Annotated in this window: 22 protein-coding genes; 12 read left to right on the plus strand and 10 right to left on the minus strand. The window is 64.7% G+C overall.

Features of this window, described 5'->3' with window-relative positions:
• Positions 1-56: 56 nt before the first annotated feature.
• Positions 57-1193, plus strand: coding sequence for a mechanosensitive ion channel family protein (locus K1X15_RS15240; protein WP_220304462.1), 1137 nt, complete (start codon positions 57-59; stop codon positions 1191-1193).
• On the opposite strand, the gene K1X15_RS15245 is transcribed toward K1X15_RS15240, so the two are convergent.
• Together K1X15_RS15245 and epmA are read right to left on the minus strand one after the other, a co-directional pair.
• Positions 1190-2233 (minus strand): lysine-2,3-aminomutase-like protein, encoded by a 1044-nt coding sequence (locus K1X15_RS15245; RefSeq protein WP_220304463.1) that lies wholly within the window; start codon positions 2231-2233, stop codon positions 1190-1192. The genes K1X15_RS15240 and K1X15_RS15245 overlap by 4 nt on opposite strands.
• Positions 2230-3279 carry an EF-P lysine aminoacylase EpmA gene (gene epmA / locus K1X15_RS15250; RefSeq protein ID WP_220304464.1) on the minus strand — a complete coding sequence of 350 codons (1050 nt, stop codon included), beginning with the start codon at positions 3277-3279 and terminating at the stop codon, positions 2230-2232. Before epmA ends, K1X15_RS15245 begins: the two co-directional genes overlap by 4 nt.
• 131 nt (positions 3280-3410) lie before the next feature.
• Between epmA and efp the strand changes: the two genes are divergently transcribed.
• Complete coding sequence (efp, locus tag K1X15_RS15255; protein WP_220304465.1) at positions 3411-3980, plus strand: elongation factor P; 570 nt, start codon at positions 3411-3413, stop codon at positions 3978-3980.
• Between the two features lie 180 nt (positions 3981-4160).
• Here the strand turns inward: efp and K1X15_RS15260 are convergent, their stop codons facing one another.
• The 5 genes from K1X15_RS15260 to K1X15_RS15280 all read right to left on the minus strand — a co-directional run bounded on the left by K1X15_RS15260 (position 4161) and on the right by K1X15_RS15280 (position 7534).
• Positions 4161-4364, minus strand: a complete 204-nt coding sequence (locus K1X15_RS15260) for a DUF2934 domain-containing protein (protein ID WP_220304466.1) — start codon at positions 4362-4364, stop codon at positions 4161-4163.
• A gap of 33 nt (positions 4365-4397) precedes the next feature.
• The gene (locus K1X15_RS15265; RefSeq protein WP_220304467.1) at positions 4398-4889 is read right to left on the minus strand and encodes a YciE/YciF ferroxidase family protein; all 492 of its coding nucleotides are present in this window, start codon (positions 4887-4889) and stop codon (positions 4398-4400) included.
• A 101-nt stretch (positions 4890-4990) separates the two neighbouring features.
• Positions 4991-5959: an acetylxylan esterase gene (locus tag K1X15_RS15270; protein ID WP_220304468.1), complete on the minus strand. Its 969-nt coding sequence runs from the start codon at positions 5957-5959 to the stop codon at positions 4991-4993.
• Between the two features lie 87 nt (positions 5960-6046).
• Entirely contained in the window at positions 6047-6484 is a 438-nt protein-coding gene (locus K1X15_RS15275) for a hypothetical protein (protein ID WP_220304469.1), read from the minus strand.
• 99 nt (positions 6485-6583) lie between these two features.
• Positions 6584-7534, minus strand: coding sequence for a nucleoside hydrolase (locus K1X15_RS15280; RefSeq protein ID WP_220304470.1), 951 nt, complete (start codon positions 7532-7534; stop codon positions 6584-6586).
• 165 nt (positions 7535-7699) lie between these two features.
• Between K1X15_RS15280 and fgd the strand changes: the two genes are divergently transcribed.
• From fgd to K1X15_RS15320, 8 genes are all read left to right on the plus strand, one after another.
• Positions 7700-8701 (plus strand): glucose-6-phosphate dehydrogenase (coenzyme-F420), encoded by a 1002-nt coding sequence (gene fgd, locus K1X15_RS15285; protein WP_220304471.1) that lies wholly within the window; start codon positions 7700-7702, stop codon positions 8699-8701.
• On the plus strand, positions 8698-9510 hold the full coding sequence (cofE, locus tag K1X15_RS15290; protein WP_220304472.1) for a coenzyme F420-0:L-glutamate ligase: 813 nt from the start codon (positions 8698-8700) through the stop codon (positions 9508-9510). Before fgd ends, cofE begins: the two co-directional genes overlap by 4 nt.
• 5 nt (positions 9511-9515) lie before the next feature.
• Complete coding sequence (locus K1X15_RS15295) at positions 9516-10463, plus strand: putative F420-0 ABC transporter substrate-binding protein (protein ID WP_220304473.1); 948 nt, start codon at positions 9516-9518, stop codon at positions 10461-10463.
• 187 nt (positions 10464-10650) lie between these two features.
• A complete protein-coding gene (locus K1X15_RS15300) occupies positions 10651-11652 on the plus strand; it encodes an iron chelate uptake ABC transporter family permease subunit (protein ID WP_220304474.1) in 1002 nt (333 codons plus the stop codon).
• Positions 11649-12431: an ABC transporter ATP-binding protein gene (locus tag K1X15_RS15305; RefSeq protein WP_220304475.1), complete on the plus strand. Its 783-nt coding sequence runs from the start codon at positions 11649-11651 to the stop codon at positions 12429-12431. The genes K1X15_RS15300 and K1X15_RS15305 overlap by 4 nt, the downstream gene beginning before the upstream one ends.
• A gap of 156 nt (positions 12432-12587) precedes the next feature.
• Positions 12588-13589 carry a TIGR03842 family LLM class F420-dependent oxidoreductase gene (locus tag K1X15_RS15310; RefSeq protein WP_220304476.1) on the plus strand — a complete coding sequence of 334 codons (1002 nt, stop codon included), beginning with the start codon at positions 12588-12590 and terminating at the stop codon, positions 13587-13589.
• A gap of 113 nt (positions 13590-13702) precedes the next feature.
• The gene (locus tag K1X15_RS15315; RefSeq protein ID WP_220304477.1) at positions 13703-14986 is read left to right on the plus strand and encodes an amidohydrolase family protein; all 1284 of its coding nucleotides are present in this window, start codon (positions 13703-13705) and stop codon (positions 14984-14986) included.
• Positions 14983-15750 carry a TIM barrel protein gene (locus K1X15_RS15320; RefSeq protein WP_220307566.1) on the plus strand — a complete coding sequence of 256 codons (768 nt, stop codon included), beginning with the start codon at positions 14983-14985 and terminating at the stop codon, positions 15748-15750. Before K1X15_RS15315 ends, K1X15_RS15320 begins: the two co-directional genes overlap by 4 nt.
• A gap of 64 nt (positions 15751-15814) precedes the next feature.
• Here K1X15_RS15320 and K1X15_RS15325 read toward each other — a convergent pair whose 3' ends face one another.
• From K1X15_RS15325 to K1X15_RS15335, 3 genes are all read right to left on the minus strand, one after another.
• A complete protein-coding gene (locus K1X15_RS15325) occupies positions 15815-17320 on the minus strand; it encodes a tripartite tricarboxylate transporter permease (RefSeq protein WP_220307567.1) in 1506 nt (501 codons plus the stop codon).
• Positions 17321-17330: 10 nt separating this feature from the next.
• Positions 17331-17792 (minus strand): tripartite tricarboxylate transporter TctB family protein, encoded by a 462-nt coding sequence (locus tag K1X15_RS15330; RefSeq protein ID WP_220304478.1) that lies wholly within the window; start codon positions 17790-17792, stop codon positions 17331-17333.
• Positions 17793-17981: 189 nt separating this feature from the next.
• Positions 17982-18965 (minus strand): tripartite tricarboxylate transporter substrate-binding protein, encoded by a 984-nt coding sequence (locus K1X15_RS15335; protein ID WP_220304479.1) that lies wholly within the window; start codon positions 18963-18965, stop codon positions 17982-17984.
• A gap of 195 nt (positions 18966-19160) precedes the next feature.
• Here K1X15_RS15335 and K1X15_RS15340 point away from each other — a divergent pair, with 195 nt between their 5' ends.
• A complete protein-coding gene (locus tag K1X15_RS15340; RefSeq protein WP_220304480.1) occupies positions 19161-21017 on the plus strand; it encodes an ATP-binding protein in 1857 nt (618 codons plus the stop codon).
• The gene (locus K1X15_RS15345; protein WP_220304481.1) at positions 21014-22360 is read left to right on the plus strand and encodes a sigma-54-dependent transcriptional regulator; all 1347 of its coding nucleotides are present in this window, start codon (positions 21014-21016) and stop codon (positions 22358-22360) included. The genes K1X15_RS15340 and K1X15_RS15345 overlap by 4 nt, the downstream gene beginning before the upstream one ends.
• Positions 22361-22380 lie beyond the last annotated feature (20 nt).

Below are 22380 nucleotides of genomic sequence, written 5' to 3' on the forward strand. Positions count from 1 at the left end.
AAACCTCTTGCCCTCCTGGCAGTTGATCCAGCGTCAACGTCGTGAGGGAACTCTGCATGCCACAATTGGATCGTGCCGCCGCAACCTTTTTCAGCTGGTTGCCCGAATGGCTGATCAGTCTGGTCCTGTTCGGCCTGGCCATTGGTCTTGCGCTCTATGGCGGCCAGATGCTGCACGGTTTCCTGACCCGTCTTGCAGCTGAGCGCGACCTGTTCTGGCGCTCGCTGGTCAAGCGCCTGGAACTGCCTCTGAAGCTGGGTCTGGCAATCGTCCTCTGCTGGATCGTCGCCGTGGTGGCACCATTGACCATCGCCCAGTCGGCCTGGGTTCGACATGCCCTGCTGATCGGCATCATCGTGCTGGGTGTGATGGCCGCGCGCACTGCCATTCATATCTGGCTCACGCTCTATCTGCGGCGGTTCAAGCTGGACAGCGAGGACAATCTGCTGGCGCGCAAGCACGTGACCCAGTCGCGCATCCTTGAGCGCGTTGCGGTGACCCTGCTGGTCATCATCGGCATCGCGGCCATTCTCATGACCTTTGAGGGTGTGGCCCAATATGGCGTCAGCCTCCTGGCTTCGGCCGGCGCCGCTGGCCTCGTGCTCGGCCTGGCGCTGCAACCAGTACTGAAGAATCTCTTTGCAGGCATCCAGCTGGCCATCACCCAGCCCATTCGGATCGACGATGCCCTTCTGGTCGAAGGCGAGTGGGGGACGGTGGAAGAGATTACCTCCACCTATGTGGTGGTCAAAATCTGGGACTGGCGACGCCTGATCGTGCCGCTGAGCTATTTCATGGAGAAGCCGTTTCAGAACTGGACACGCGAGGGCGCTGCGCTGATCGGCACCGTCATGCTCTATCTCGACTATTCGGTGCCCGTGGACGTCATCCGCCAGCAGTTGGGCAAGATCGTCGAGGGGTCACCAAACTGGGACGGGAACATTGCCCATGTGCAGGTCACCGATCTGCGCGAAGCCAATCTGGAGGTGCGGATATTGGTGACCGCCCGCAATGCCCCCAAGGCCTTCGACCTGCGTTGCGAGGTGCGTGAGAAGATGATCGCCTTCCTCCAGGAGAACTATCCCCAGACGCTGCCGCGCGTTCGCACCCTGCCCGCCGAGACCAGCCCGGAAGACGACCAGGGTGCGCGAACGGCGGCGGTAGAGGCCGTGGATGCCGGCTTCGATGGCTAGTCCGGCGCCTTCGGTGGATAGGCGTGCTCGCCACCCTGCCAGTCGCGCACGGTGAAGCACCCGTCCGAGCCGACAATACTTGTGGCGCCGATGTCCGCCTTGCCGTATCCGCCCGGAATGTCGAGCACATAGGTCGGCTGGCAGAGGCCGGAAATGCGCCCGCGCAGGGCCGCGACCAAGGCCTGCCCCTCTGCAATGCTCACCCGGAAATGTCCCGTGCCCGGGGCCAGGTCAGGGTGATGCAGGTAATAGGGCCGGATGCGGTTTTCGACGAAGCCGCGCATGAGCTCGGCGAGCGTTTCGACGCTGTCATTGACGCCCCTGAGCAGGACCGTCTGGCTGATCAGCGCAATTCCCCCCGCCAGCAGCAGGTCGAACCCAGCTCTGGCCGCCGGCGTCAGCTCACGCGGGTGATTGGCGTGCACGGCCAGATATGTCGTCTTGCCACTCGCCTTGAGCGCATCGACCATCGCCGCATCGATCCGTTCCGGCTCCACCACCGGCACGCGGGTATGGAAGCGCACGATCCTGACATGTTCGATCTCGGCCAGCCGCTCCATAAGGTCGCGCAGCCGCCGCGGCGACAGCACCAGCGGGTCGCCGCCGGTGAGGATGACTTCCCAGATTTCGGTATGGGCCGCGATATAGGCGATTGCGGCGTCGAGCTCGTCGCCGGTCAGCGTTCCCAGCCCCTGCGGCCCCACCATTTCACGGCGGAAACAGAAGCGGCAATAGACCGGGCAGACATGCACCGCCTTGAGCAGCACCCGGTCGGGATAGCGGTGCACGATGCCAGTGACCGGCGAATGCGCAAGATCGCCGATGGGATCGACGCGCTCGTCGGGCGTTGTCACGAGCTCGGCGCGCGTCGGCACGAACTGGCGCGCCATGGGGTCGGTGGGGTCGGACCGATCGATGAGATCGAGTACGGCGGGTGTTATGCCGATGGCGTATTTCTTGGCCACTGCGTCGAGGCCGGAATGAGCTGGCGCGAGGCCGCTGGCCTCGAGATCACCGACCGTTTTGAGCGCGTCGCTCATTCCGCGACCGGCGCCCAGAGCACCACCTCGATCCGTTGCGCGCCGGTCGCCAGCATGACCAGCCGGTCAAAACCCAGCGCCACTCCGCTGGCCGCGGGCATGAAATCGAGCGCCGCCAGGAAGTCCTCGTCAATGGGATAGCGCTCACCATAGAGGCGGTGCTTTTCGGCCATCTCCGCCTCGAAGCGCAGGCGCTGCTCTGCCGCGTCGGTCAATTCACCGAAGCCATTGGCCAGTTCGACACCCGAGGCATAGACCTCGAACCGCTCGGAGACCCGCGCATCGCCCGGCACGCGCCGGGCCAGCGCCGCTTCGCAGGCGGGATAGCGATCGAGCACGGTCACGCGCCCATTGCCCAGTTGCGGCTCGACCTTTTCGACCAGAACCTGGGTGAACAAATAGCTCCAGCTTTGGTCGTCCGGCAAGGCCATGCCAGTGCGCACCATTTGCGCCGCCAGCGCCGCACTATCGGGCACGCCATCGGCATCCATGGTGGCCAGGAGATCGATGCCGGCAAAGCGCTGGAATGCCTCGGCCACGCTGATCCGCTCGGCTTCGGCATGTGGATCGCAGCGCCGCCCGCGGAACGTGAATTGATCGATCCCGGTCACCTCGGCCGCCAGCCGGATGATGGCCAGCGTATCGGCAATGATCGCCTCATAAGGCGCATTGGCGCGATACCATTCGAGCATGGTGAATTCGGGGTGGTGCAGCGCCGAGCGCTCGCGGTTGCGCCACACATGCTGCAGGCTCGCAATGCGGGTTTCCCCGGCCGCCAGCAGCTTCTTCATGGTGAATTCTGGCGAGGTATGGAGATACATCGCCTGCCCCAGGCCGTCATTGCCGGTCATGGTCGTGCCGAAGGCATGCAGATGCGTCTCATTGCCCGGGGAGCGTTGCAGCCCCGGCGGGTCCACCACCAGAAAATCGCGCTCCGCCAGCCACATCCGCACCGCCGCGTCGATCCGCGCCCGCGCCCTCAGGGCCGGCTGCCGATCGGCATGGCGTTCGGGATGCCACCAGGGCGATATGTCGGATGCCGTCATTCTCTGGTTTCTTGCCGTCCGGTCTGGCGAAAGGGCGCGGAATATTGTATCGGGCGCACCACGCACGCGAATTCCGGCGCCCGGACGGCCCTGCCTCTAGACCGCGCCAACGAAACGAACAAGGAAGAAATATGGTCAAGGTCATCGCCTCGTCCCTGCGCAAAGGCAATGTCGTCGAGCAGGACGGCAACCTCCACGTCATTCTCACGGCCGAAAACGTCCACCCCGGCAAGGGCAATTCGGTGACCAACGTCACCATGCGCCGCATCTCCGACGGCGTGAAGGTCATCGGCCGCTGGCGCACCGTGGAAATGGTCGAGAAGGCCGACGTGGACGACCGCGAATATGACTACCTCTATTCGGACGGCGAAGGGCACCACTTCATGGAGCCCTCGACCTATGAACAGATCACCGTCTCGGACGACGTGATCGGCGATCAGAAGGCCTATCTTGCGGACGGCATGAAGGTGCACCTGATGACCCATGAAGGCATCGCGCTCTCCATGGAACTGCCCCAGCGAATGACCTTCGAGATCGTCGAGACCGAGCCGGTCGTGAAGGGCCAGACGGCTTCCTCCTCCTACAAGCCTGCCGTGCTGAACAACGGCCTGCGCGTCATGGTGCCCCCGCATATCGACGCCGGCACCCGCATCGTCATCCTGACCGAAGACAATTCCTACGTCGAACGCGCCAAGGACTGACCTGCGGCCGCGCCTCGCGCGGTCAAAACGCTCCGGTGGAGCGTTTTGAGCAGGTCAGGCCTGGAGAGCTATGCTCGCAGGGCGGCAGGCGGCGATCAGGCCACGAGACCTATGGTCGAGTGGCCCACCCCCTCCACTGGCACAATCCAAAAATAGAAACGGGCCCTTTCGGGCCCGTTCTCATTTGTCCAGAATTTCGCGCTCCGCCTCGACCCAGTGCAGGTCCGAGCGATCCGGCGGCGTGCCTTCTGCCAGCCACCGGTCATAGGCCAGCTGCCGGATCAGTGCCTGCTTGGCACGCAGCCAATAGGCCATGGCCTGCCCCTCCGGCCGGCCGTCCTGTTCCCAGAGGAAATAGGCGGTCCGCCGGATCTGCTCGGCCATGGCGGTGCTCTTGTGCACCGGCCCGGCGCCGGGTCAGGCCGCAGCCTTGAGGTTGACAGCAGACTTGGCCAGCTTGGTCAGCTTCTGGTCAGTAGCTTCTTCTTCCTTCAGGGTCTCGAGGAACAGGTTGAGCGCCTCGGTGTGACCGAGCTGCTTGGCCCAGGTCGCCAGAGTGCCGTAGCGGGCAATCTCGTAGTGCTCGACGGCCTGGGCGGCCGAGACCAGGCCCGCATCGAGCGCCTGCGTCCCCTTGAACTCGTCCATGATCTCCTTGCCTTCCTCGATGATCCCGAGAATGGCATCGCAGGTCTTGCCGCGCGGGCTCTTGCCCAACAGCTCGAACACCTTTTCGAGCCGTTCCACATGGACTTCGGTCTCGGCGCGGTGCTGTTCGAACCCGGCCTTGAGGTCTTCCGACGTCGCGGCCTTGGCCATCTTCGGCAGGGCCTTGAGGATATGCCGTTCGGCGAAATAGATGTCCTTGAGGGTGTCGAGGAACAGATCGTCCAGTTGCTTGTCGGCCATTTGTCTCAGCTCCAGATTTGAATGGGTGACGACGCTGGCCGAGCAACGGCGCACCGCGAGCCGAAGTTCCGGCTCGTCCCGATCACATCTGGTTCGACGGGCTAGAAGAAGCGCTGGGTCAGCCAGGCCATCTGCTGGCGGTCCTGGAAGGGTCCGCCGCCTTCGTGGTTGTTGAACTCGTATTCCACGATGGTCTTGTCGCTGCCGCCAAAGGCCTTGAAGGCACCATAGACGGTCGAGGGCGGGCAGATGTCGTCCATCAGGGCGACCGAGAACAGCGCCGCGGCCTTGCTCTGGCGGGCAAAATTGACGCCGTCGAAATAGCGCAGCGTCTCGAACACGACGTCCTTCTTGTCGCGGTGCTGGGCCAGGAAGCGCGCGATTTCGCCGTAAGGGTCGCGCCCTGCCACGCGCACGGCGCGGGGAAAGTCGCAGAGGAACGGCACATCCGGCATGACCGCCTTGACGCGATCGTCGATGCCGGCAACGGCCAGCGCAATGCCGCCGCCCTGCGATCCGCCGCAGACGGCCACCCGGTCGGGGTCCACATAGTCCTCGCCGATCAGTGCGTCGATGGCCCGGACCCCGTCGATGAACAGGCGGCGATAGTAATAGTCGTTCTTGTCCAGAATGCCCTTGGTCATGACACCCGGAAGCTGGCTGGTCGACCCCACCGGATCGGGTGTTGCGCCCGTGCTCCACCCCGAACCCTGGCCCCTTGTATCCATGCGGAAATAGGCAAAGCCCGACGCCGCCCAATGCAGCAGCTCGTGCGGAAAGCCCCGACCGCCGCCATAGCCGACATATTGGACCAGGAGTGGCAGGCGCCCCTGGCGCGCCTTGGGAAGAACCAGCCAGCCCTTGACCGGATGGCCGCCAAAACCGGGAAAGGTGACGTCAAACACCTCAAGCAGCTTCAATGTGGTATCCGCGGGCGCCATGTTCACGGCACCACCCGTCGCTCGCGTCTCAGCCAGCGTTTCGCGCCAGAATGCCGCAAAATCGGCAGGCATGGTGACGGCACTCTCATAGGTGTCGAGAGCGGGATGGACGATATCGGGAAAGGGCATGTCGAATAACCGGACTTGAATGGAAGCAGCGGTAATCTGCGCCTCGCGCCAGCATTATTCCAGTCGCCAGCGCAGGTTGCGCACGACTCATTGCGCGCGGAAGAGGCTCCGGTGATAGGCGATCATTGACCTTTCGGGCCAGAGGGCGATGTCCTCCGGCAGCGATAGCGGCCGCCCGCATCGGTCTGCGGGCTGACCCGCCGCCGCCCCTGTGATCTCGGGATAGGGCGCATAGGCATGATAGTCATCGCTGATCCAGACAAGACCCTTGCCCAGGAGACTGGCAACCGCCGCCTCCACCACGAGGGCATTGCCCGGCCGCATCACGCCGCCATGCCCCAGAGGCTGGAACAGGAACACCTCAAGGGTGTCGGAGCCCTCACCCGAAGCCGGGCTCTGCCCCGTCACGGCACAGCGGCACTGATAGAGGTCCAGCATGAGGCGCCGGAAGGCGACGGCATCATCCAGCGCGAAACCACGCTGCATGCCTTCGCCAAATCCACCATAGCGCCTGAAGCTGCCCACGCCCCGCTCCTCCCTACTGGGAAAAGACACTACGGGGTTTCCGCTATTGCGCAATCACCCGCATGGGGAATGCGCATGGCGATCTGGCAGGGGCCGAGCCTAACGGCCCACGGTCTCACGGAAATGCGCCAGAACTTTTTCTGCATCGACACGCGTACAGATCGTCTGTGCCGGGCGGGCCGCCCAATCGGGATGACCGCCTTTGCGCGTTTCGGGCATCTGGATGGTCTGACCGACGGCCACGCCATCGCGGACGACCAGGACAGGACCACGCCGCGTTTCGAACCATTCGGGCCGCAATGCATAGGTCACTGCCAGCAGATCATGGCCCACCACGCCGGACAGGCCCATGATCTCCTTGTAGAACCGCGCATAGTGGTCGCACATCTGGCGCAGCAGCTCGCCATTTTCGCCCACTTCGTTTGAGAGCGCAGCGAGGTAATCGGTATCGAGAATGATATCGTGGGTGACGTCTAGCCCCACCACCGCGACCGGCCAGTCGGCGGCGAAGATTTCGTCGGCCGCGACCGGATCGCCATGGATATTGGCTTCGGCCGCCGGGGTGATGTTGCCACTGCGGCCTTCATAGCCGAAGGCCCCACCCATGATGATGACCTGCTTGGCCAATTGCGCGACCGCCGGTTCGGCCCGCAGCGCCAGGGCCAGATTGGTCATGCGGCCCACCGCGATAATGGTCACCTCTCCCGGATGCGCCCTGACCATGTCGATGATGAACTGGCTGGCCTCGTCGGCATGAAGACCCGCCTCGTCGACGTCCGGGATCTCGATCTCGCCCAGCCCATTGACGCCATGCACGATGACCGGCTCGGCCTTGTCCACGCCATCCAGCGTCTTGCCGGCGCCCCTCACGACGGGCGCGGACAGGCCGAACTGTTGGCGCAGAAACAGCGCATTGCGCGTTGTCGTGGCGATATCGGCATTGCCGACAACGGTGGTGATGCCCAACAGGTCGATTTCCGGCAGCTTGCTGAGATAGAGCAGCGCCATGGCATCGTCGATGCCGGGATCGGTATCAAAAATGACTTTCATCGTCTCATTCGTCTCGTGTTCCGGCCCCATGCCGGGAAGAATCGGAATAGGCTCTCGCCCGAGTGGTATTTCGTCGTCACCGCGCTTTATCACGAAGCGGCTTGACTATCGACCTTTTTTGACCAAACGATCAAAAATCGAACGCGGCAGTCTGGAGGGACGACCATGCGCTTTGGCTACAAGGCTTCGGCGGAGCAGTTCGCACCCAATGACCTGCTGCGCTTCGCCGTTGAGGCCGAACAGGCTGGCTTTGACTCGGTCTTCGTATCCGACCATTTCCAGCCCTGGAAGCATACCGATGGCCATGCCCCTTTCGCGCCGGGCTGGATGTCGGCCGTGCTGGCCCGGACCGAAAAGATCATCCTTGGCACCTCGGTGCTGACACCGACCTTCCGCCTGCACCCCACGGTCGTGGCCCATGCCTTCGGCACCATGGGCGCCATGTTCCCCGGACGCGTCATCCTCGGCGTCGGCACCGGCGAGGGGCTCAATGAGGTCCCGGCGACCGGCATCGAATGGCCTGAACTAAAGGAACGCTCGGCGCGCCTCCGCGAAGCGGTACGCCTCATTCGCCAGCTCTGGAGCGAGGACCGCGTCAGCTTCGAGGGCGAATATTACAAGACCGTCAGCGCCACCATCTATGACAAGCCGGCCGAACCCGTGCCGATCTACATTGCCGCCGGTGGGCCGCTCAATGCCAAATATGCCGGGCGCGCGGGCGATGGCTTCATCTGCACCTCCGGCAAGGGCGCCGAACTCTATCTCGATCAGCTGCTGCCCAATGTCGAGGCCGGCCGCGCCGAAAGCGAGCTCAAGGACAAGCCGTTCGAGCGCATGATCGAGGTCAAGGTTTCCTTCGATACCGATCCCGACCGGGCACTGAACGACACCCGCAACTGGGCGGCGCTCTCGCTATCCGCGGAAGAAAAGCATTCGGTCAAGGACCCCGAAGAGATGGAACGCCTGGCCGACGCCCTGCCCATCGAGCGCGTCGCCAAGCGCTGGATCGTCTCGTCCGATCCCGATGAGCATGTGGCAGCGATCAAGACCTACATGGACTACGGCTTTGACCACCTGGTGTTCCACGCGCCGGGTACCGACCAGAGCCGGTTCCTGGATCTCTACACCAGGCAGATCCTGCCGCGGCTGCGGAGGCTGGCGACGTGACCCCCCGTTTCTCCGTCTGGGGTATTCCCGGCATTCCCGAGATTGAAAAGGGCGACGACCTCGTTGCCCTGATTGCCGCGGCCATCGCGGCACAGGCTGCGGCTGACCCTGACCTGGCGCTGGAAACGGGCGACATTCTCGTCGTCACCTCCAAGATCGTTTCCAAGGCCGAAGGCATGCAGGTGCCCGCAGCTGAACGCGAACAGGCCATCGCCGCCGACACGGTGCGCGTGGTGGCCGAACGCGTGCATCCCGGCGGCACTTTCCGGATTGTCGAGACGCGGCAGGGCCTCGTCATGGCCGCCGCCGGCATCGACATGTCCAATGTACCCGAAGGCCTGGCGCTGCGGCTGCCGGCCGATCCCGACGCCTCGGCCCGGGCGCTCTGCGCGGGGCTGCGCGAGAGGTTCGGTGTCGAGTTGGGACTGGTCATCACCGATACGATCGGCCGCGCCTGGCGCATCGGCCAGACCGACATGGCGATCGGCGCGGCTGGCCTGCAATTGACCGACGACCTGCGCGGCGCGGCCGATGCCAATGGCCGCCCGCTGCACGTGACCCAGGCCGTGATCGCCGACGAGATTGCCGGGGCCGCCGACCTCGTCAAGGGCAAGACCACCGGCATTCCGGTGGCCGTGGTGCGCGGGCTTGGGCGCTTTGTGCTCGACCTCGACACACCCGGCGCCCGCAGCCTCACCCGCACCGGCGACGACGATATGTTCCGCTTCGGCTCGGCCGAGGCCTATCGCCTTGGCTATGAGGCGGCCATGGCCGAACTGAAGACCAAGAAAAAGCAGCGTCAGGACTAATTCCCATGCGTCTCCTCCTTATCGCACTCTCGGGCCTGGGGCTTCTGACCGCCCCCACGCAGGCCTTTGCGGCAACCAGCTATCCCCTCAGCCTCGACAATTGCGGGCAGACGGTGACGCTCGACGCCGCGCCCGAACGGGTCGTCGCCATAAAGTCCACCGCCACCGAATTGCTGCTCTCGCTGGGGCTGGGTGACCGCATTGTCGGTGTCGGCTTCCAGGATGGACCGCTGCCGCCACACCTGGTGCTGGCCGGTTCCGGGCTACCGGTGCTATCCGAAAAACTGCCCAGCCAGGAAGTGGTGCTCGAGACCGAGCCGGACTTCATTTATGGCGGCTGGGAAAGCAATTTTGCTGCCGATGGCGCGGGCGAACGGCCGACGCTGGCCCAACTCGGCGTCGCCACTTATGTGGCGCCCGCCGCCTGTCGCTCGATCAAGCCGGTGAAACTCACCTTTGACCAGCTCTTTGCGGAAATCACCGAGATGGGCGCCATTTTCGACTTTGAGGACGCAGCGGCCGGGCTGGTGACCGAGCAGCGAGCCATCCTGGCGGCAATTGCCCCCGACACACGCGGCCTGACGGCGCTCTGGTACTCCTCCGGTACCAAGACCCCCTATGTTGGCGCCGGTAGCAATGCCCCGGCCATGATTTTGGAAGCGCTGGGTCTCGCCAATATCTTCGCTGATGTCGACGAGGGCTGGACCTCGGCCTCCTGGGAAGCCATCGTCGATGCCGATCCCGACGTGATCGTGCTGGTCGATGCCGCCTGGAACTCGGCCGAGCAGAAAAAGCAGCTGCTGGCCGAGAACCCCATTACCAGCCAGTTGGACGCCGTCATCAACCAGCGCTACCTGGTCATTCCCTTCCCCGCATCCGAGGCCGGGGTGCGCAATGTGCCAGCCACGGCCGACATGGCGGCGCAATTGGCCCGGCTGACTTTCGGGGAATGAGACACGGCACGCGGACCCTCGGCCCCATCGCATCCCTCCCCCCTGAGGGGAGGGACCGAGGGTGGGGGTCCGTCGGCATCTCACTGAACCACCCCCCTCCCCAACCCTCCCCCTCAAGGGGGGAGGGAGCAAAAGAGCGTGCCGCCGGTGGGCTTGAGGAGGGGGTGCCGGCGCACGCAATACCAGCATGACCCGCCTCTCCCTCGCCGCCCTTTTCGCCCTCACCCTCGTCACCGGCATCATTGCCGTCACCTTCGGGCCGGCCGATATCAGCGCCGGAGAGGCCTGGTCGATCATCATTCACCACCTGGGCGCGATCCCCGAAAGCCCGGTCTCGCGCCTGCGCGATGCCATCGTCTGGGAATTGCGCCTGCCGCGCGTGTTGACCGCGCTTTGCGTCGGCGCCGGTCTTGCCCTCTCGGGCGCGGTGATGCAGGCCCTGACCCGCAATCCGCTGGCCGATCCCTACCTGCTCGGCCTGTCCTCGGGGGCGGCACTGGGCGCAGTGCTGTTCCTGCTGCTCGGCCTCGGCCTGCTGATGCCCGTCGGCGCCTTTTTCGGTAGCCTCGGCGCCCTGTCCCTGGCCCTGCTCATCGCGCAGCTGCTTGGCGGCGCAACGCCAAGCCGCGCCATCCTCGCGGGCATCTGCATCTCGGCGCTGGCCGCCGCCGCGACATCCTTCCTGATCTTCTGGTCGGCCACCGGCGACAGCTACCGGGAAATCCTGAGCTGGCTCATGGGTTCCCTCTCCGGCTCGCTCTGGTCCGATGCCGCCCTGGTCACGGCCGCGCTTGTTCTCTGCGCTCCGGTCATTCTGCTCTCGGGGCGGGCACTCGACGCCTTCGCCTTCGGCGACACGGCCGCCGCGACATTGGGCATAGACGTTCCGCGCCTGCGCTGGACCTTGCTGGCCACCACCGCCCTGCTCACCGGCATCATGGTTGCCATTGGCGGCGCCATCGGCTTTGTCGGTCTCGTCGTGCCCCATGCGGTGCGCCTGGCCGTGGGGTCGCGCCATCGCGTCCTGCTGCCACATGTCATGCTGGCCGGCGGCCTGTTCATGGTCCTCACCGACACCGCCGCCCGCACCCTGTTCGACCCGCGCGAACTGCCCGTGGGCATCATCACCGCCCTGGTCGGTGCGCCGGTCTTCCTCATTGTGCTGCTGCGCTATCGGGGGGTGACATGAGCGCACTCAGCGTCAGAGACCTCTCGGTCAGCCGCGGCGGCCATGCCATTGTCGATGGAGTGGGGTTCACGGCGCCCAGCGGCCGGATCACCGGCTTGATCGGCCCCAATGGCGCTGGCAAGTCCACCCTTTTGGCAGCCATTCTCGGCCTCACGCCCGCGACGGGCGCGGCGCATTTCGACGGCCTCGACCTGCCGAGAATGGCGCGCCGGGACCGCGCCCGACAGGTCGCTTTCGTCGAGCAGTCGGCCACCACCGACGACCGCCTGAGCGTCGAGGAGGTTGTGGCGCTGGGACGCATTCCCTTCGAGGCCGCGTGGCAATCCGGCCCCAGCCCCGAAGACCAGGCGATTATCGCCAGGGCGCTCGCGGAAACCGGCATGGCCTCATTTGGCCCGCGCCGTTTCGATACGCTCTCGGGCGGTGAACAGCAGCGCGTGCACCTCGCCCGCGCGCTGGCCCAGCAGCCGCGCCTGCTGCTGCTCGACGAACCCACCAGCCATCTCGATATTCGCGCACAATTGCAGTTGCTGGCGCTGCTGCAAGGCAAGGCCGCAACTGGCATGACCATCATGCTGGCGCTGCACGATCTCAATCTTGCTGCCCGCTTCTGCGATCATCTCGTCGTGCTGGCTGGCGGCAGGCTGGTGGCCGAGGGCCGGCCGAACGACGTCCTCACCCCGTCCCTGCTGCGCGAAGTCTATGGTGTGAGCGCCCGCCTGGTTGCCGACCCAGCCGCCGGCGACGCCCTCATCGTCTATGATCAGGCGGTCGAATAGGACGCGCCGACAAATACCCGATTGACAATCGCGCCCCGCCCGCCCAAAAATTTGATCGACTGGTCAAATTTCGGCGGCATGGCCCGGACGATTGATCCTCAGCGATCCGATGAGGTCATGCGCCACTGATACGCGTGGGAGCGCAGAGGGCACATTATGGAATTCGGCATTACCTTCAAGGGCTTTATCGAGCATGAGCGCGCCCGCTATCTGGTGCGCGCCGCCGAATATGCCGGCTTTTCCTATTGCTGGTTCTATGACAGCCACATCCTCTGGCGCGACTGCTACGCGGCCATCGCCATGTGCATGGAACACACCACCGACATGCGCTTCGGACCGCTGGTGACCAATCCGGATGTGCGCGACTGGTCGGTGGCTGCCTCAATTTTCGGCTCGCTCTCCAAGCAGTCCGGCGGCCGTTTCGACCTCGCCGTCGGCCGCGGCGACTCTTCCATGCGCGTCATGGGCAAAAAGCCCGCCACTTTGAAGCGCGTTGCCGAATTCATCGACAAGGCCAAGGCCATGGTGCGCGGCGAGGAAGTGACCTATGGCGAAATCCCCGCCTCGGTGAAATTCCCCTGGGCGGTGGGCCACGAGATGCCGAGCTGGATCGCCGCCTATGGTCCGCTCGCGCTCAAAACCGCGGGCGAGCACGCCGATGGCGTCGTGCTGCAGATCGCCGATCCGGGCCTCTGCAAATGGTTCACCGACCAGTGCATCGACGCGGGCAAGGCCGCCGGCAAGGACATGTCGGGTTTCCGCTCCATGGCCGCTGCCCCCGCCTATTTCGGCGACAAGAAGCGCGCCATCGAGCATGTGAAGTGGTTCCCGGCCATGGTCGGCAATCACGTGGCCGACATTGTCGAGAAGTATGGCGCCGACAGCGACAAGGTGCCCTCGAGCCTGACCAGCTATATCGAAAAGCGCCGTGGCTACGACTATTCCAAGCACGGCCAGGCCGATAACCCCTATCTCGACTTCATCACCGACGACGTGGTGGAGAGCTTCTGCGTGCTGGGCGAGCCCGAGGATCACATCAAGAAGCTCCACGAGCTTGAGGCGGCGGGCGTTACCCAGTTCAACATCTATCTCGACAGCGGCGACGAGGAAGAAATCATCGCCAATTACGGTCGGCACGTTATCCCGGCCTTCCGCTGATCCTCCGAAGGCGCGCCCCCGGGCGCGCTTTTTTCTTGAGCGCGACGCCCCGACTCTGGCCATTGTTCCGGCGAATGTCTGGCCATCCGGTTTGGCACAGGGGGAACGCGACCATGTTTGACCTCAAGCTGACCAATGCCACCCTGCCCGACGGCAGGACCGGCATGGATATCGGCATCCGGCAGGGGCGCATCGCGGCGGTCGAGGTTGGGCTGGCCGGAGAGGCCGGCCAGGTAATCGATGCCGCGGGACAATTGGTGAGCCCGCCTTTCGTCGACTGCCACTTCCACATGGACGCCACGCTTTCGCTCGGCCATCCGCGCTACAATGAAAGCGGCCGCCTACTCGAAGGCATCCAGATTTGGGGCGAGCTCAAACCGCTCCTGACCCAGGACGCCGTCATCCAGCGGGCGCTGGACTATTGTGACCTGGCCGTGTCGCAGGGCCTCCTCGCCATCCGCACGCATGTCGACATCTGCGATACCCGCCTGCTCGGCGTCGAAGCCCTGCTCGCGGTCAAGAAACAGGTCGCCCCCTATATCGACCTGCAACTGGTCGCCTTCCCGCAGGATGGCTATTACCGCTACCCACGCGCGGTGGACTTGCTCGACCGTGCGCTTGACATGGGTGTCGACGTGGTTGGGGGCATCCCGCATTTCGAGCGCACCATGGCCGATGGTGCAGCCAGCGTGAAAGCCCTGTGCGAAATCGCCGCCCGGCGCGGCCTGTTGGTCGACCTGCATTGCGACGAGACCGACGATCCGCTTTCGCGTCACATCGAGACCCTGACCTATGAGACGCAGCGCCTCGGCCTCAATGGCCGCGTCAATGGCTCGCACCTGACATCCATGCATTCCATGGACAATTACTATGTCTCAAAGCTCCTGCCGCTGATGGCCGAGGCCGGAGTCAGCGCGACGGCCAATCCGCTGATCAATATCGGCATCCAGGGCCGGCACGACACCTATCCCAAGCGCCGCGGCATGACCCGCATCCCCGAGATGCTGACCCAGGGCATCACCTGCGCCTTCGGCCACGACTGCGTCATGGACCCCTGGTATTCGCTGGGCCAGGCCGACATGCTGGAAGTCGCTTCCATGGGCCTGCATGTCGGCCATATGACCAGCCGCGACGCGATGCGCCAGTGCTTCGAACTCGTCACCACCGGCCCGGCGAAGATCATGCATCTCGATGGCTACGGGCTCGATATCGGCTGCAAGGCAGACCTGGTGCTGCTCCAGGCCGCCGATCCGATCGAGGCCATTCGTCTCAAGGCCACCCGCCTCGCGGTCATCAAGTCCGGCAAGGTCATCGCCTCCGCGCCGCCGCGCGGGAGCGCCCTCAACCTGCCCGGCCGCCCCGCCTCCATCGATGCCTCAAGGATTGGACCACGCTGATGCAACTTTCCGCCTGTATCGAATGGCTCTATGCCGACGAAGCCGAGGACATTGGCGACCGCATTCGCCTTGCCAAGGCCGCCGGGCTCGACGCCGTTGAATTCTGGCTGTGGAGCAACAAGGACCTCGACGCCATCGAGGCGGCGCTGGCAGAGACCGGGATTGCCCTCTCCGGTTTCGTCGCCGAACCGATGATTGCCCTCACCGATCGGGCCAATCAGGCCGCCTTCCTCGAGGGCCTGAAACGCTCCGTGGAGATCGCCAATCGCCTCGGCGCGAAAGTGCTGATTGCCCAGGCGGGCAATGACCTGCCCGGAAAGTCCCGCCATGAGCAACGGGCCGCCCTCACCGCCTGCCTTGCCGCTGCTGCCGATGTGCTGGAGGGCTCCGGCGTGCGCCTCGGCGTCGAACCACTCAACACGCTGATCGATCACCAGGGCTATTTCCTGCCCTCGACCGTCGAGGCGCTCGATATTGTCGACGACGTCGGCCGGCCCGAAATCGGCGTGGTCTATGACCTCTATCACTCGCTCGTCATGGGCGAGGTGCCGCAGGCGGTGGTCGCCGGCCGCGTCGATCGCATCATCCACGTTCACGTCGCCGATCACCCCGGCCGTCAGGACCCCGGCACCGTCGGGCTCGACCTCAGGACGTCTCTCGCCTGGCTCTTTGCCAATGGCTATGCGGGCAGGGTCGGCCTCGAATATCGCCCGGCAACACCCACCAGCCGGGGGCTGAAAAGCGTGCGGCGGCACTTGGAGTAGCGCCGCCGCCGGGGGCTTCGTGCGGACCGAGGGAGACTTCCGCCTGTCACGAGCCCGATGCCGGTCAGTCGTCCTCGACAAACACCTCCGCGCGTTTCTTGCGGATGGCCGGAAGCACTGCCACCAGAACCGCACTTAGCGCCAGCGCCAGCAGGGTTGCGGAAATCGGCCGATGCAGGAAGATCATCGGATCGCCGCGCGAGATGATCATCGCCCGCCGCAAATGTTCCTCCAGAAGCGGCCCAAGCACGAAGCCGAGCAGCAGCGGCGCCGGTTCGCAACCGAAGCGGATGAGCAGGTAACCGACGATGCCGAAGAAGGCGATGGCATAGATGTCGTAAATGTTCTGGTTGATCGAAAAAGTGCCAATACAGGCGAACAGCACGATCGCCGGGAACAGCACCCGGTAGGGGATCGAGAGCATCTTCACCCACAGGCCAACCAGCGGCAGGTTGAGGATGACCAGCAGGAGATTGCCGATCCACATCGAGGCGATGATGCCCCAGAACAGCGCGGGCTGCTCGTTGATGACATTGGGCCCCGGCGCGATGCCCTGGAGAATGAACGCCCCGATCATCAGCGCCATAACGGGGTGGGCGGGAATGCCCAAGGTCATGAGCGGAATGAAGGACGTCTGAGCCGCGGCATTGTTGGCCGATTCCGGCCCGGCCACCCCCTCGATGGCGCCCTTGCCAAACTCCTGCGGATGCCTGGAAAGCCGCTTTTCCGCAGAATAGGAAGCAAAGGACGACAGGATATGCCCACCGCCCGGCAACACGCCGAGGATCGACCCGATCCCCGTGCCGCGCAGCACCGGCATGATGATGCGCCTGAGATCGTCGCGGGTGAGCCAGAGGTTCTTGACGGCTTTGACGCCCACCTCGCGCTCATGCTCGTTTTCGAGATTGCGTAGGATTTCGGCCACGCCGAACACGCCCACCGCCACGGCAACGAAATTGAGCCCGCCGAACAATTCCCTGAGCCCGAAGGTGAAACGTGGCGTGCCGGTATAAATGTCCTGCCCCACCATGCCCAAAAGCAGGCCCAGCACAATCATGCCGAGCGCCTTGAGGATGGAGCCATGCGCCAGGGCGATGGAGACCAGAAGGCCCAGCACGATCAGAGAGAAATATTCGGGTGCGCCGAAATTGAGCGCGGCTCGGGCCAGCGGCGGCGCGAAGGCGGCGAGGAGGAAGGTCGCCACCGAACCGGCAAAGAAGGAACCGATTGCGGCCGCCGCCAGCGCCGGGCCGGCACGGCCCTTGCGGGCCATCTGGTAGCCGTCGATCGCGGTGACGGCTGCCGAGGATTCCCCCGGCAGGTTGATGAGGATGGCGGTGGTCGAGCCGCCATATTGCGCGCCATAGTAGATGCCCGCCAGCATGATCAGCGCCGTCTCGGCATTGAGCGAGAAGGTGATCGGCAGCAGCATGGCGATGGTCGCCGTCGGCCCGATGCCCGGCAGCACGCCGACCAGCGTGCCCAGCAGCACGCCCACGAAGCAGTAAAGGATGTTGAACGGATCGAGCGCGACCGAAAAGCCGAGGCCGAGCGAAGAGAAAAGGTCCATCATGGCGCTCCTAGAACCGAAGCCACGGGCCGACGAGCGGGACGATCATCCCAAGCCCCACAACAAAGATGAGCAGGCACAGCACGCACAACCCGGCCGCGATCACCAATGCCGAAAGCACGGTGTTGCGACTGGACGACATGGCGGTGGCAAAGCCGGCAATCAGCACCACCGGAATAAACCCCAGGCCTCGAATGGTGGCTGCAAAGAAGATGACCGTGCCCAGCACCAGCAGCGTTCCACGCCAGGGCCAGGGTGGTGGCGCCTCCTCGTCCGGCTTGCCTATGCCCTTGGCCGCGACGGCGATGCCCAGCGCTATCAGAATGCCGCCCAGCACGATGGGCATGAAGCCCGGCCCCATGCGGAACGGCGTGCCAAATTCGTAGCGCATTGCCTCAAGGGCAAAATAGGCGCCAAAGGCGACGAAGATCGCGCCGGCCGCCAGGTCGTTTCGAGAAGCGTTGAGTGCCATGTCTCCCCCGGATCATGCAAATAAGGCCTCACACGCGCTGTCCCGCCCCATAGGGCTGGAACAAGCAATCCAACTGGTTCACCCGTGCCCGTCTCCCCTTGACCGGTGGAGTCGAGAGCAGGTCGGGACCAGGCGTGTCGGCCTCGACGATGGCCCGCGGCAACGACGCCGCGAGCCATCATTGCTCAATTACTGCGCGGACACGCCGGCAGCAGCGATCACCTCGGCCCAGAGACCGATCTGGCCTTCCAGCTTCTCGGCCAGGGCGTCCGGCGTCGCCTGGCTGGCGGGAACCGGATAGGTGCCCAGTTCGGCAAAGCTGTTACCCACCGTTTCGTCGGCCAATGCGGCCTGCAGCGCCTTGCTCAGCCGCTCAACGATGGCGGGATCGGTGCCAGCCGGGGCGTAAAGGCCGTGCCAGATCGAGAGATTGAAATTGTCCAGCCCACCCTCGGACAGGGTCGGAACCTCGGGCAGAACGGCAATGCGTTCCGGCGTGGTGACGGCATAGGCCTTGATTTCGCCGGCCTGGATCTGGCTCGTGGTGTTGGTAGTCTGGTCGCACATCATGTCGATCTGGCCACCGAGCAGGTCGGTCATGGCCGGGCCGGTCCCCTGATAGGGCACTTCCGTCATCTTGGTGTCGATCGCATCCATGAACAGCAGGCCGCAGAGCTGGCTGGCGGCACCGATGCCGGCATTGGCATAGGTAACGTTTTCACCATTCTCTTTCACATAGGCGATCAGGTCTTCCAGCGTCGCGGGTTCGAAGTCCTTGCGCGCCACGATGGTCATGGGCACTTCGGTGACCAGGCCGATGGGCGCGAAATCGGTCATCGGATCGTAGGGCAGGCTGGCATAGAGCGCCGGGGCGGTGGACATGCCGATATGGTGCAGCAGCAGGGTATATCCATCGTTTGGCGCTGCCGCGACCTGTCCAGCGCCCAGTGTGCCGCCGGCGCCACCCACATTCTGCACCACCACCTGCTGGCCCAGATCCTCGCTCATCGCCGCCGCGACAAGACGGGTCACCGTGTCGGTCGGGCCGCCGGCCGAGAACGGCACCACGATGGTGACGGGCTGGGTCGGATAGTCCTGCGCCACAACGGAAATGGCGCTGAGTGCTGAACCCACGGCCAGGCCTGCGGCAAGAATCTTCACGATGGTCTTCATGTTTTGTGGTCCTCCCAAATTGCGTTCACCCGGAGTTGCTCCCCCGGAACGCTCCCAGCCTTGCAAGCAGCGTGCCACGTAAAAAATGCAAGGCAGATATGCAATTTCGCCGCCGCATGTTAACTCATCTGGCAAGAACTTGCCGCGACTTCCGCAGAAGGCTGGCAAGTTCTTGCCAAAAAGGAAGGGAAAGGCGTGCCAATCGGCCCGGTCCATCGCAATTGGCTGTCCCGTCGCCACCTCTGGGCAATCGCCGCGGCGCTGGCCTTGATTGTTCTCGTCTTCTGGGTGGCGTTCGAGGTGACCCTTGGCACCGCCGTGCGCGGGTCAGGCGAACAGGCCCAGCGCCGCCTGGCCCTGTTCGACAGGACGCTCGAAGCCATTGTCGAGCGCTTCCACTATCTGCCGGTTGCCATATCCCAGGCTCGGGAGACCCGTGCGGCCCTCGACAACCCGGATGATCCGGCCGCCATCGAGGCGGCAAACGGCTTTCTCAGCAAGCTCAACGAAACGGCCGGCGCCAGCGAAATCTTCCTCATGGCGGACAGTGGCAGCGTTGTGGCTGCGAGCAATTGGTGGACACTGACCAGCCTGGTGGGCACGAACTATTCCTTCCGCCCCTATTTCGCCGATGCCATGGCACGCGGCCGGGCCGAATATTACGCCTTCGGCATCTCCACCAATGTGCCGGGCCTGTTTCTGTCCCAGCGCGTGGATGGCCCCGATGGACCGCTGGGGGTCGCCGTCATCAAGGTCAATCTGGGAGAGATCGAAGCCACCTGGTGGCGCTCGGGCGAACTGCTCGGGATCGTCGATGTCAACGACGTCACCATTCTCTCGACCCGGCCGGATTGGCGCTATCGCCCGCTCCAGACCATTCCGCGATCGCAGATTGATGCCATAGCCGGCCAGCAGCGCTATGGCGAAAACGGCATCGAGAATGTCGGGATCATCACCGATCGCTGGTTTTCACGCGGCAGCGAATTCGCGCTGCTAGACGGGTCGGACCCGGAGACGGCGGGCTATTTCATGCTGCAGGAATTGCGGCTGCCCAAGCATGGCTGGCGTATCCTGAGCTTCACCCCGCTCGCCCCCATCTATGCCAGTGCCCTGACCATGGCGAGCGCCGCGGCACTCGCCTGCGCCGCGCTCATCCTCATCATCGTGCTGCTCGAGCAGCGACGGCGGCTGGTGGCCCATCGACTGGCCGACCACAACCGGCTCGAACAGCGGGTCGCCGAGCGCACCGAAGACCTGCATGCCATGAACGAGCAATTGCGCGCCGAGATTGCCGAACGCGTTCGTGCGGAGAAGGCGGAACGCGACGCCCAGCAGGGCCTGGTGCAGGCTGCCAAGCTCGCGAGCCTTGGCCAGGCGCTGGCGGGTGTGGCCCATGAGGTGAGCCAGCCGGTGGCCGCACTGACGACGCATCTGGCCAGCGCACGCCTGCTCGAGCAGCGTCGTGGGGGCAGCGAGCTCGGCCCCATACTGGGCGCCATGGACAAGGTGGTCGAGCGTCTCGCCACCCTCACGGGGCACCTCAAGACCTTTGCCCGCAAGGAAACCCAGGTCGCCATGACGGCCGATATCGGCACGGCCATCGCCAATGCGCTCGACCTGACGGACCACAGACTGCGCCAGGTCGGCATCGACGTCGAATATCGCCGCCCCCGCCCGCCCGTAGGGGTCTCGGCCAATCCGGTGCATCTCGAACAGGTGCTGATCAACCTCATCGCCAATGCCGCGGACGCCATGCAGGACGCTTCCATGCGCGTGCTCTCCATCGGCGTCTCCAGCGATGGCCAACTGGCCCGCATTACAATCGCGGACACCGGCACCGGCATTGCCGAGGCCGATATGGGCACATTGTTCGACCCGTTCTTTACCACCAAGCCGGCAGGAAAGGGCCTGGGTCTCGGCCTGGCGATCTCCTATGGGCTCATCCGCGACAGCGGGGGGACCATCGCCGTCCGCTCCATTCCCGGCCAGGGCAGCACCTTCACTATCACCCTGCCGGCGCTCGCCGTCGGTGCCAATCGGGCATCAGCATGACAGAACCCATCGTTCTCATTGTCGACGACGAAGACATGGTGCGCACCGCACTCGAGCAATGGCTGCGCCTGTCCGGTTTCCAGACGGCGACGGCCGCCAATGCCGAAGACGCGCTGGCCGGCATTGACGACCACCATCCCCATGTCGTCCTGACCGATGTGCGCATGCCCGGCCTGTCCGGCCTTGACCTGCTGCGCTCCATCGCCGATCGCGGCCTGCCCACCGAGGTCATCCTGATCACCGGCCATGGCGATGTTCCCATGGCGGTGGATGCCATGCGCGCCGGCGCCTTCGATTTCCTGCAAAAACCCTATGTTCCGGACCAACTGGTCAATTCGATCGCGCGCGCCGCCGAACAGGCCCGCCTCAAGCGCGAACTGGCCGATCTGCGCCGTCGACTGGACGGAGGCGAGGCCGAGCTCGAAACCCGCCTTGTGGGCGCCTCGCGCAGCATGGTCGAACTGCGCCGCTCGGTGCGCGAACTGGCCAGCATCCCCGCCGACATCATCCTCCTGGGCGAGACCGGCACCGGCAAGGAAGTGGTGGCGCGATGCCTTCATGACTTCTCGCCGCGCGCCAAGGGCCCTTTCGTGGCCGTCAACTGCGCCGCCATCCCGGCCGAACTGATCGAGAGCGAATTATTCGGCCATGAATCGGGCGCCTTTACCGGCGCCGCCGGGCAGCGCATCGGCAAGTTCGAATACGCCCATGGTGGCACTCTGTTGCTCGACGAAATCGAATCCATGCCCCTCCTGGCCCAGGCCAAGGTCTTGCGGGTCATCCAGGAAAGAGAGGTCGAGCGGCTCGGCTCCAACCGGCAGATCCCGCTGGACATCAGGATCATCGCCGCCTCCAAGGTCGATCTCGCCGCGGAGAGCCAGGCCGGACGGTTCCGCGCCGATCTTTACTACCGGCTGAACATGGCGACCCTGGACCTGCCGCCACTGCGTGACCGCGGAGACGATTGCGTCATTCTCTTCCATCATTTCCTGGCCGAGGCCGCGCGCCGCTTCGGCCGGCCGGCCCCGGGCCTTCACCCGGCGGACATCAACGCCCTGCTCTCCCATGCCTGGCCCGGCAATGTGCGAGAACTCAAAGCCGCCGCCGACCGGTTTGCCTTGGGCCTGGACGCCACCGGGCGTTCGCTCGGCGACATTTTGGGCCAGCGCGAGACGGTCGCTGCCGGCGCCAGCCTGGCCGAACGGCTTGCGGCCTATGAACGTCACCTCATCGAGGCCGAACTTGACCGCCACGACGATTCCATCGCTGCCGTCGCAGAGGCCCTGCAGGTGCCGCGCCGGACCTTGAGCGAGAAGATGAACCGCCTCGGCGTCCGCCGTTGACGCCGCCGCTCCGATGCGCC

It is taken from the genome of Devosia salina (genome assembly GCF_019504385.1).
GTDB lineage: Bacteria > Pseudomonadota > Alphaproteobacteria > Rhizobiales > Devosiaceae > Devosia > Devosia salina.

Excerpts from the sequence above, each read along its gene's own strand:
- K1X15_RS15240 (WP_220304462.1), top strand. The coding sequence starts at position 57 with ATGCCACAATTGGATCGTGCCGCCGCAACCTTTTTCAGCTGGTTGCCC.
- K1X15_RS15245 (WP_220304463.1), bottom strand. The coding sequence starts at position 2,233 with ATGAGCGACGCGCTCAAAACGGTCGGTGATCTCGAGGCCAGCGGCCTC.
- epmA (WP_220304464.1), bottom strand. The coding sequence starts at position 3,279 with ATGACGGCATCCGACATATCGCCCTGGTGGCATCCCGAACGCCATGCC.
- efp (WP_220304465.1), top strand. The coding sequence starts at position 3,411 with ATGGTCAAGGTCATCGCCTCGTCCCTGCGCAAAGGCAATGTCGTCGAG.
- K1X15_RS15260 (WP_220304466.1), bottom strand. The coding sequence starts at position 4,364 with ATGGCCGAGCAGATCCGGCGGACCGCCTATTTCCTCTGGGAACAGGAC.
- K1X15_RS15265 (WP_220304467.1), bottom strand. The coding sequence starts at position 4,889 with ATGGCCGACAAGCAACTGGACGATCTGTTCCTCGACACCCTCAAGGAC.
- K1X15_RS15270 (WP_220304468.1), bottom strand. The coding sequence starts at position 5,959 with ATGCCCTTTCCCGATATCGTCCATCCCGCTCTCGACACCTATGAGAGT.
- K1X15_RS15280 (WP_220304470.1), bottom strand. The coding sequence starts at position 7,534 with ATGAAAGTCATTTTTGATACCGATCCCGGCATCGACGATGCCATGGCG.
- fgd (WP_220304471.1), top strand. The coding sequence starts at position 7,700 with ATGCGCTTTGGCTACAAGGCTTCGGCGGAGCAGTTCGCACCCAATGAC.
- K1X15_RS15295 (WP_220304473.1), top strand. The coding sequence starts at position 9,516 with ATGCGTCTCCTCCTTATCGCACTCTCGGGCCTGGGGCTTCTGACCGCC.
- K1X15_RS15300 (WP_220304474.1), top strand. The coding sequence starts at position 10,651 with ATGACCCGCCTCTCCCTCGCCGCCCTTTTCGCCCTCACCCTCGTCACC.
- K1X15_RS15305 (WP_220304475.1), top strand. The coding sequence starts at position 11,649 with ATGAGCGCACTCAGCGTCAGAGACCTCTCGGTCAGCCGCGGCGGCCAT.
- K1X15_RS15310 (WP_220304476.1), top strand. The coding sequence starts at position 12,588 with ATGGAATTCGGCATTACCTTCAAGGGCTTTATCGAGCATGAGCGCGCC.
- K1X15_RS15315 (WP_220304477.1), top strand. The coding sequence starts at position 13,703 with ATGTTTGACCTCAAGCTGACCAATGCCACCCTGCCCGACGGCAGGACC.
- K1X15_RS15325 (WP_220307567.1), bottom strand. The coding sequence starts at position 17,320 with ATGGACCTTTTCTCTTCGCTCGGCCTCGGCTTTTCGGTCGCGCTCGAT.
- K1X15_RS15330 (WP_220304478.1), bottom strand. The coding sequence starts at position 17,792 with ATGGCACTCAACGCTTCTCGAAACGACCTGGCGGCCGGCGCGATCTTC.
- K1X15_RS15335 (WP_220304479.1), bottom strand. The coding sequence starts at position 18,965 with ATGAAGACCATCGTGAAGATTCTTGCCGCAGGCCTGGCCGTGGGTTCA.
- K1X15_RS15345 (WP_220304481.1), top strand. The coding sequence starts at position 21,014 with ATGACAGAACCCATCGTTCTCATTGTCGACGACGAAGACATGGTGCGC.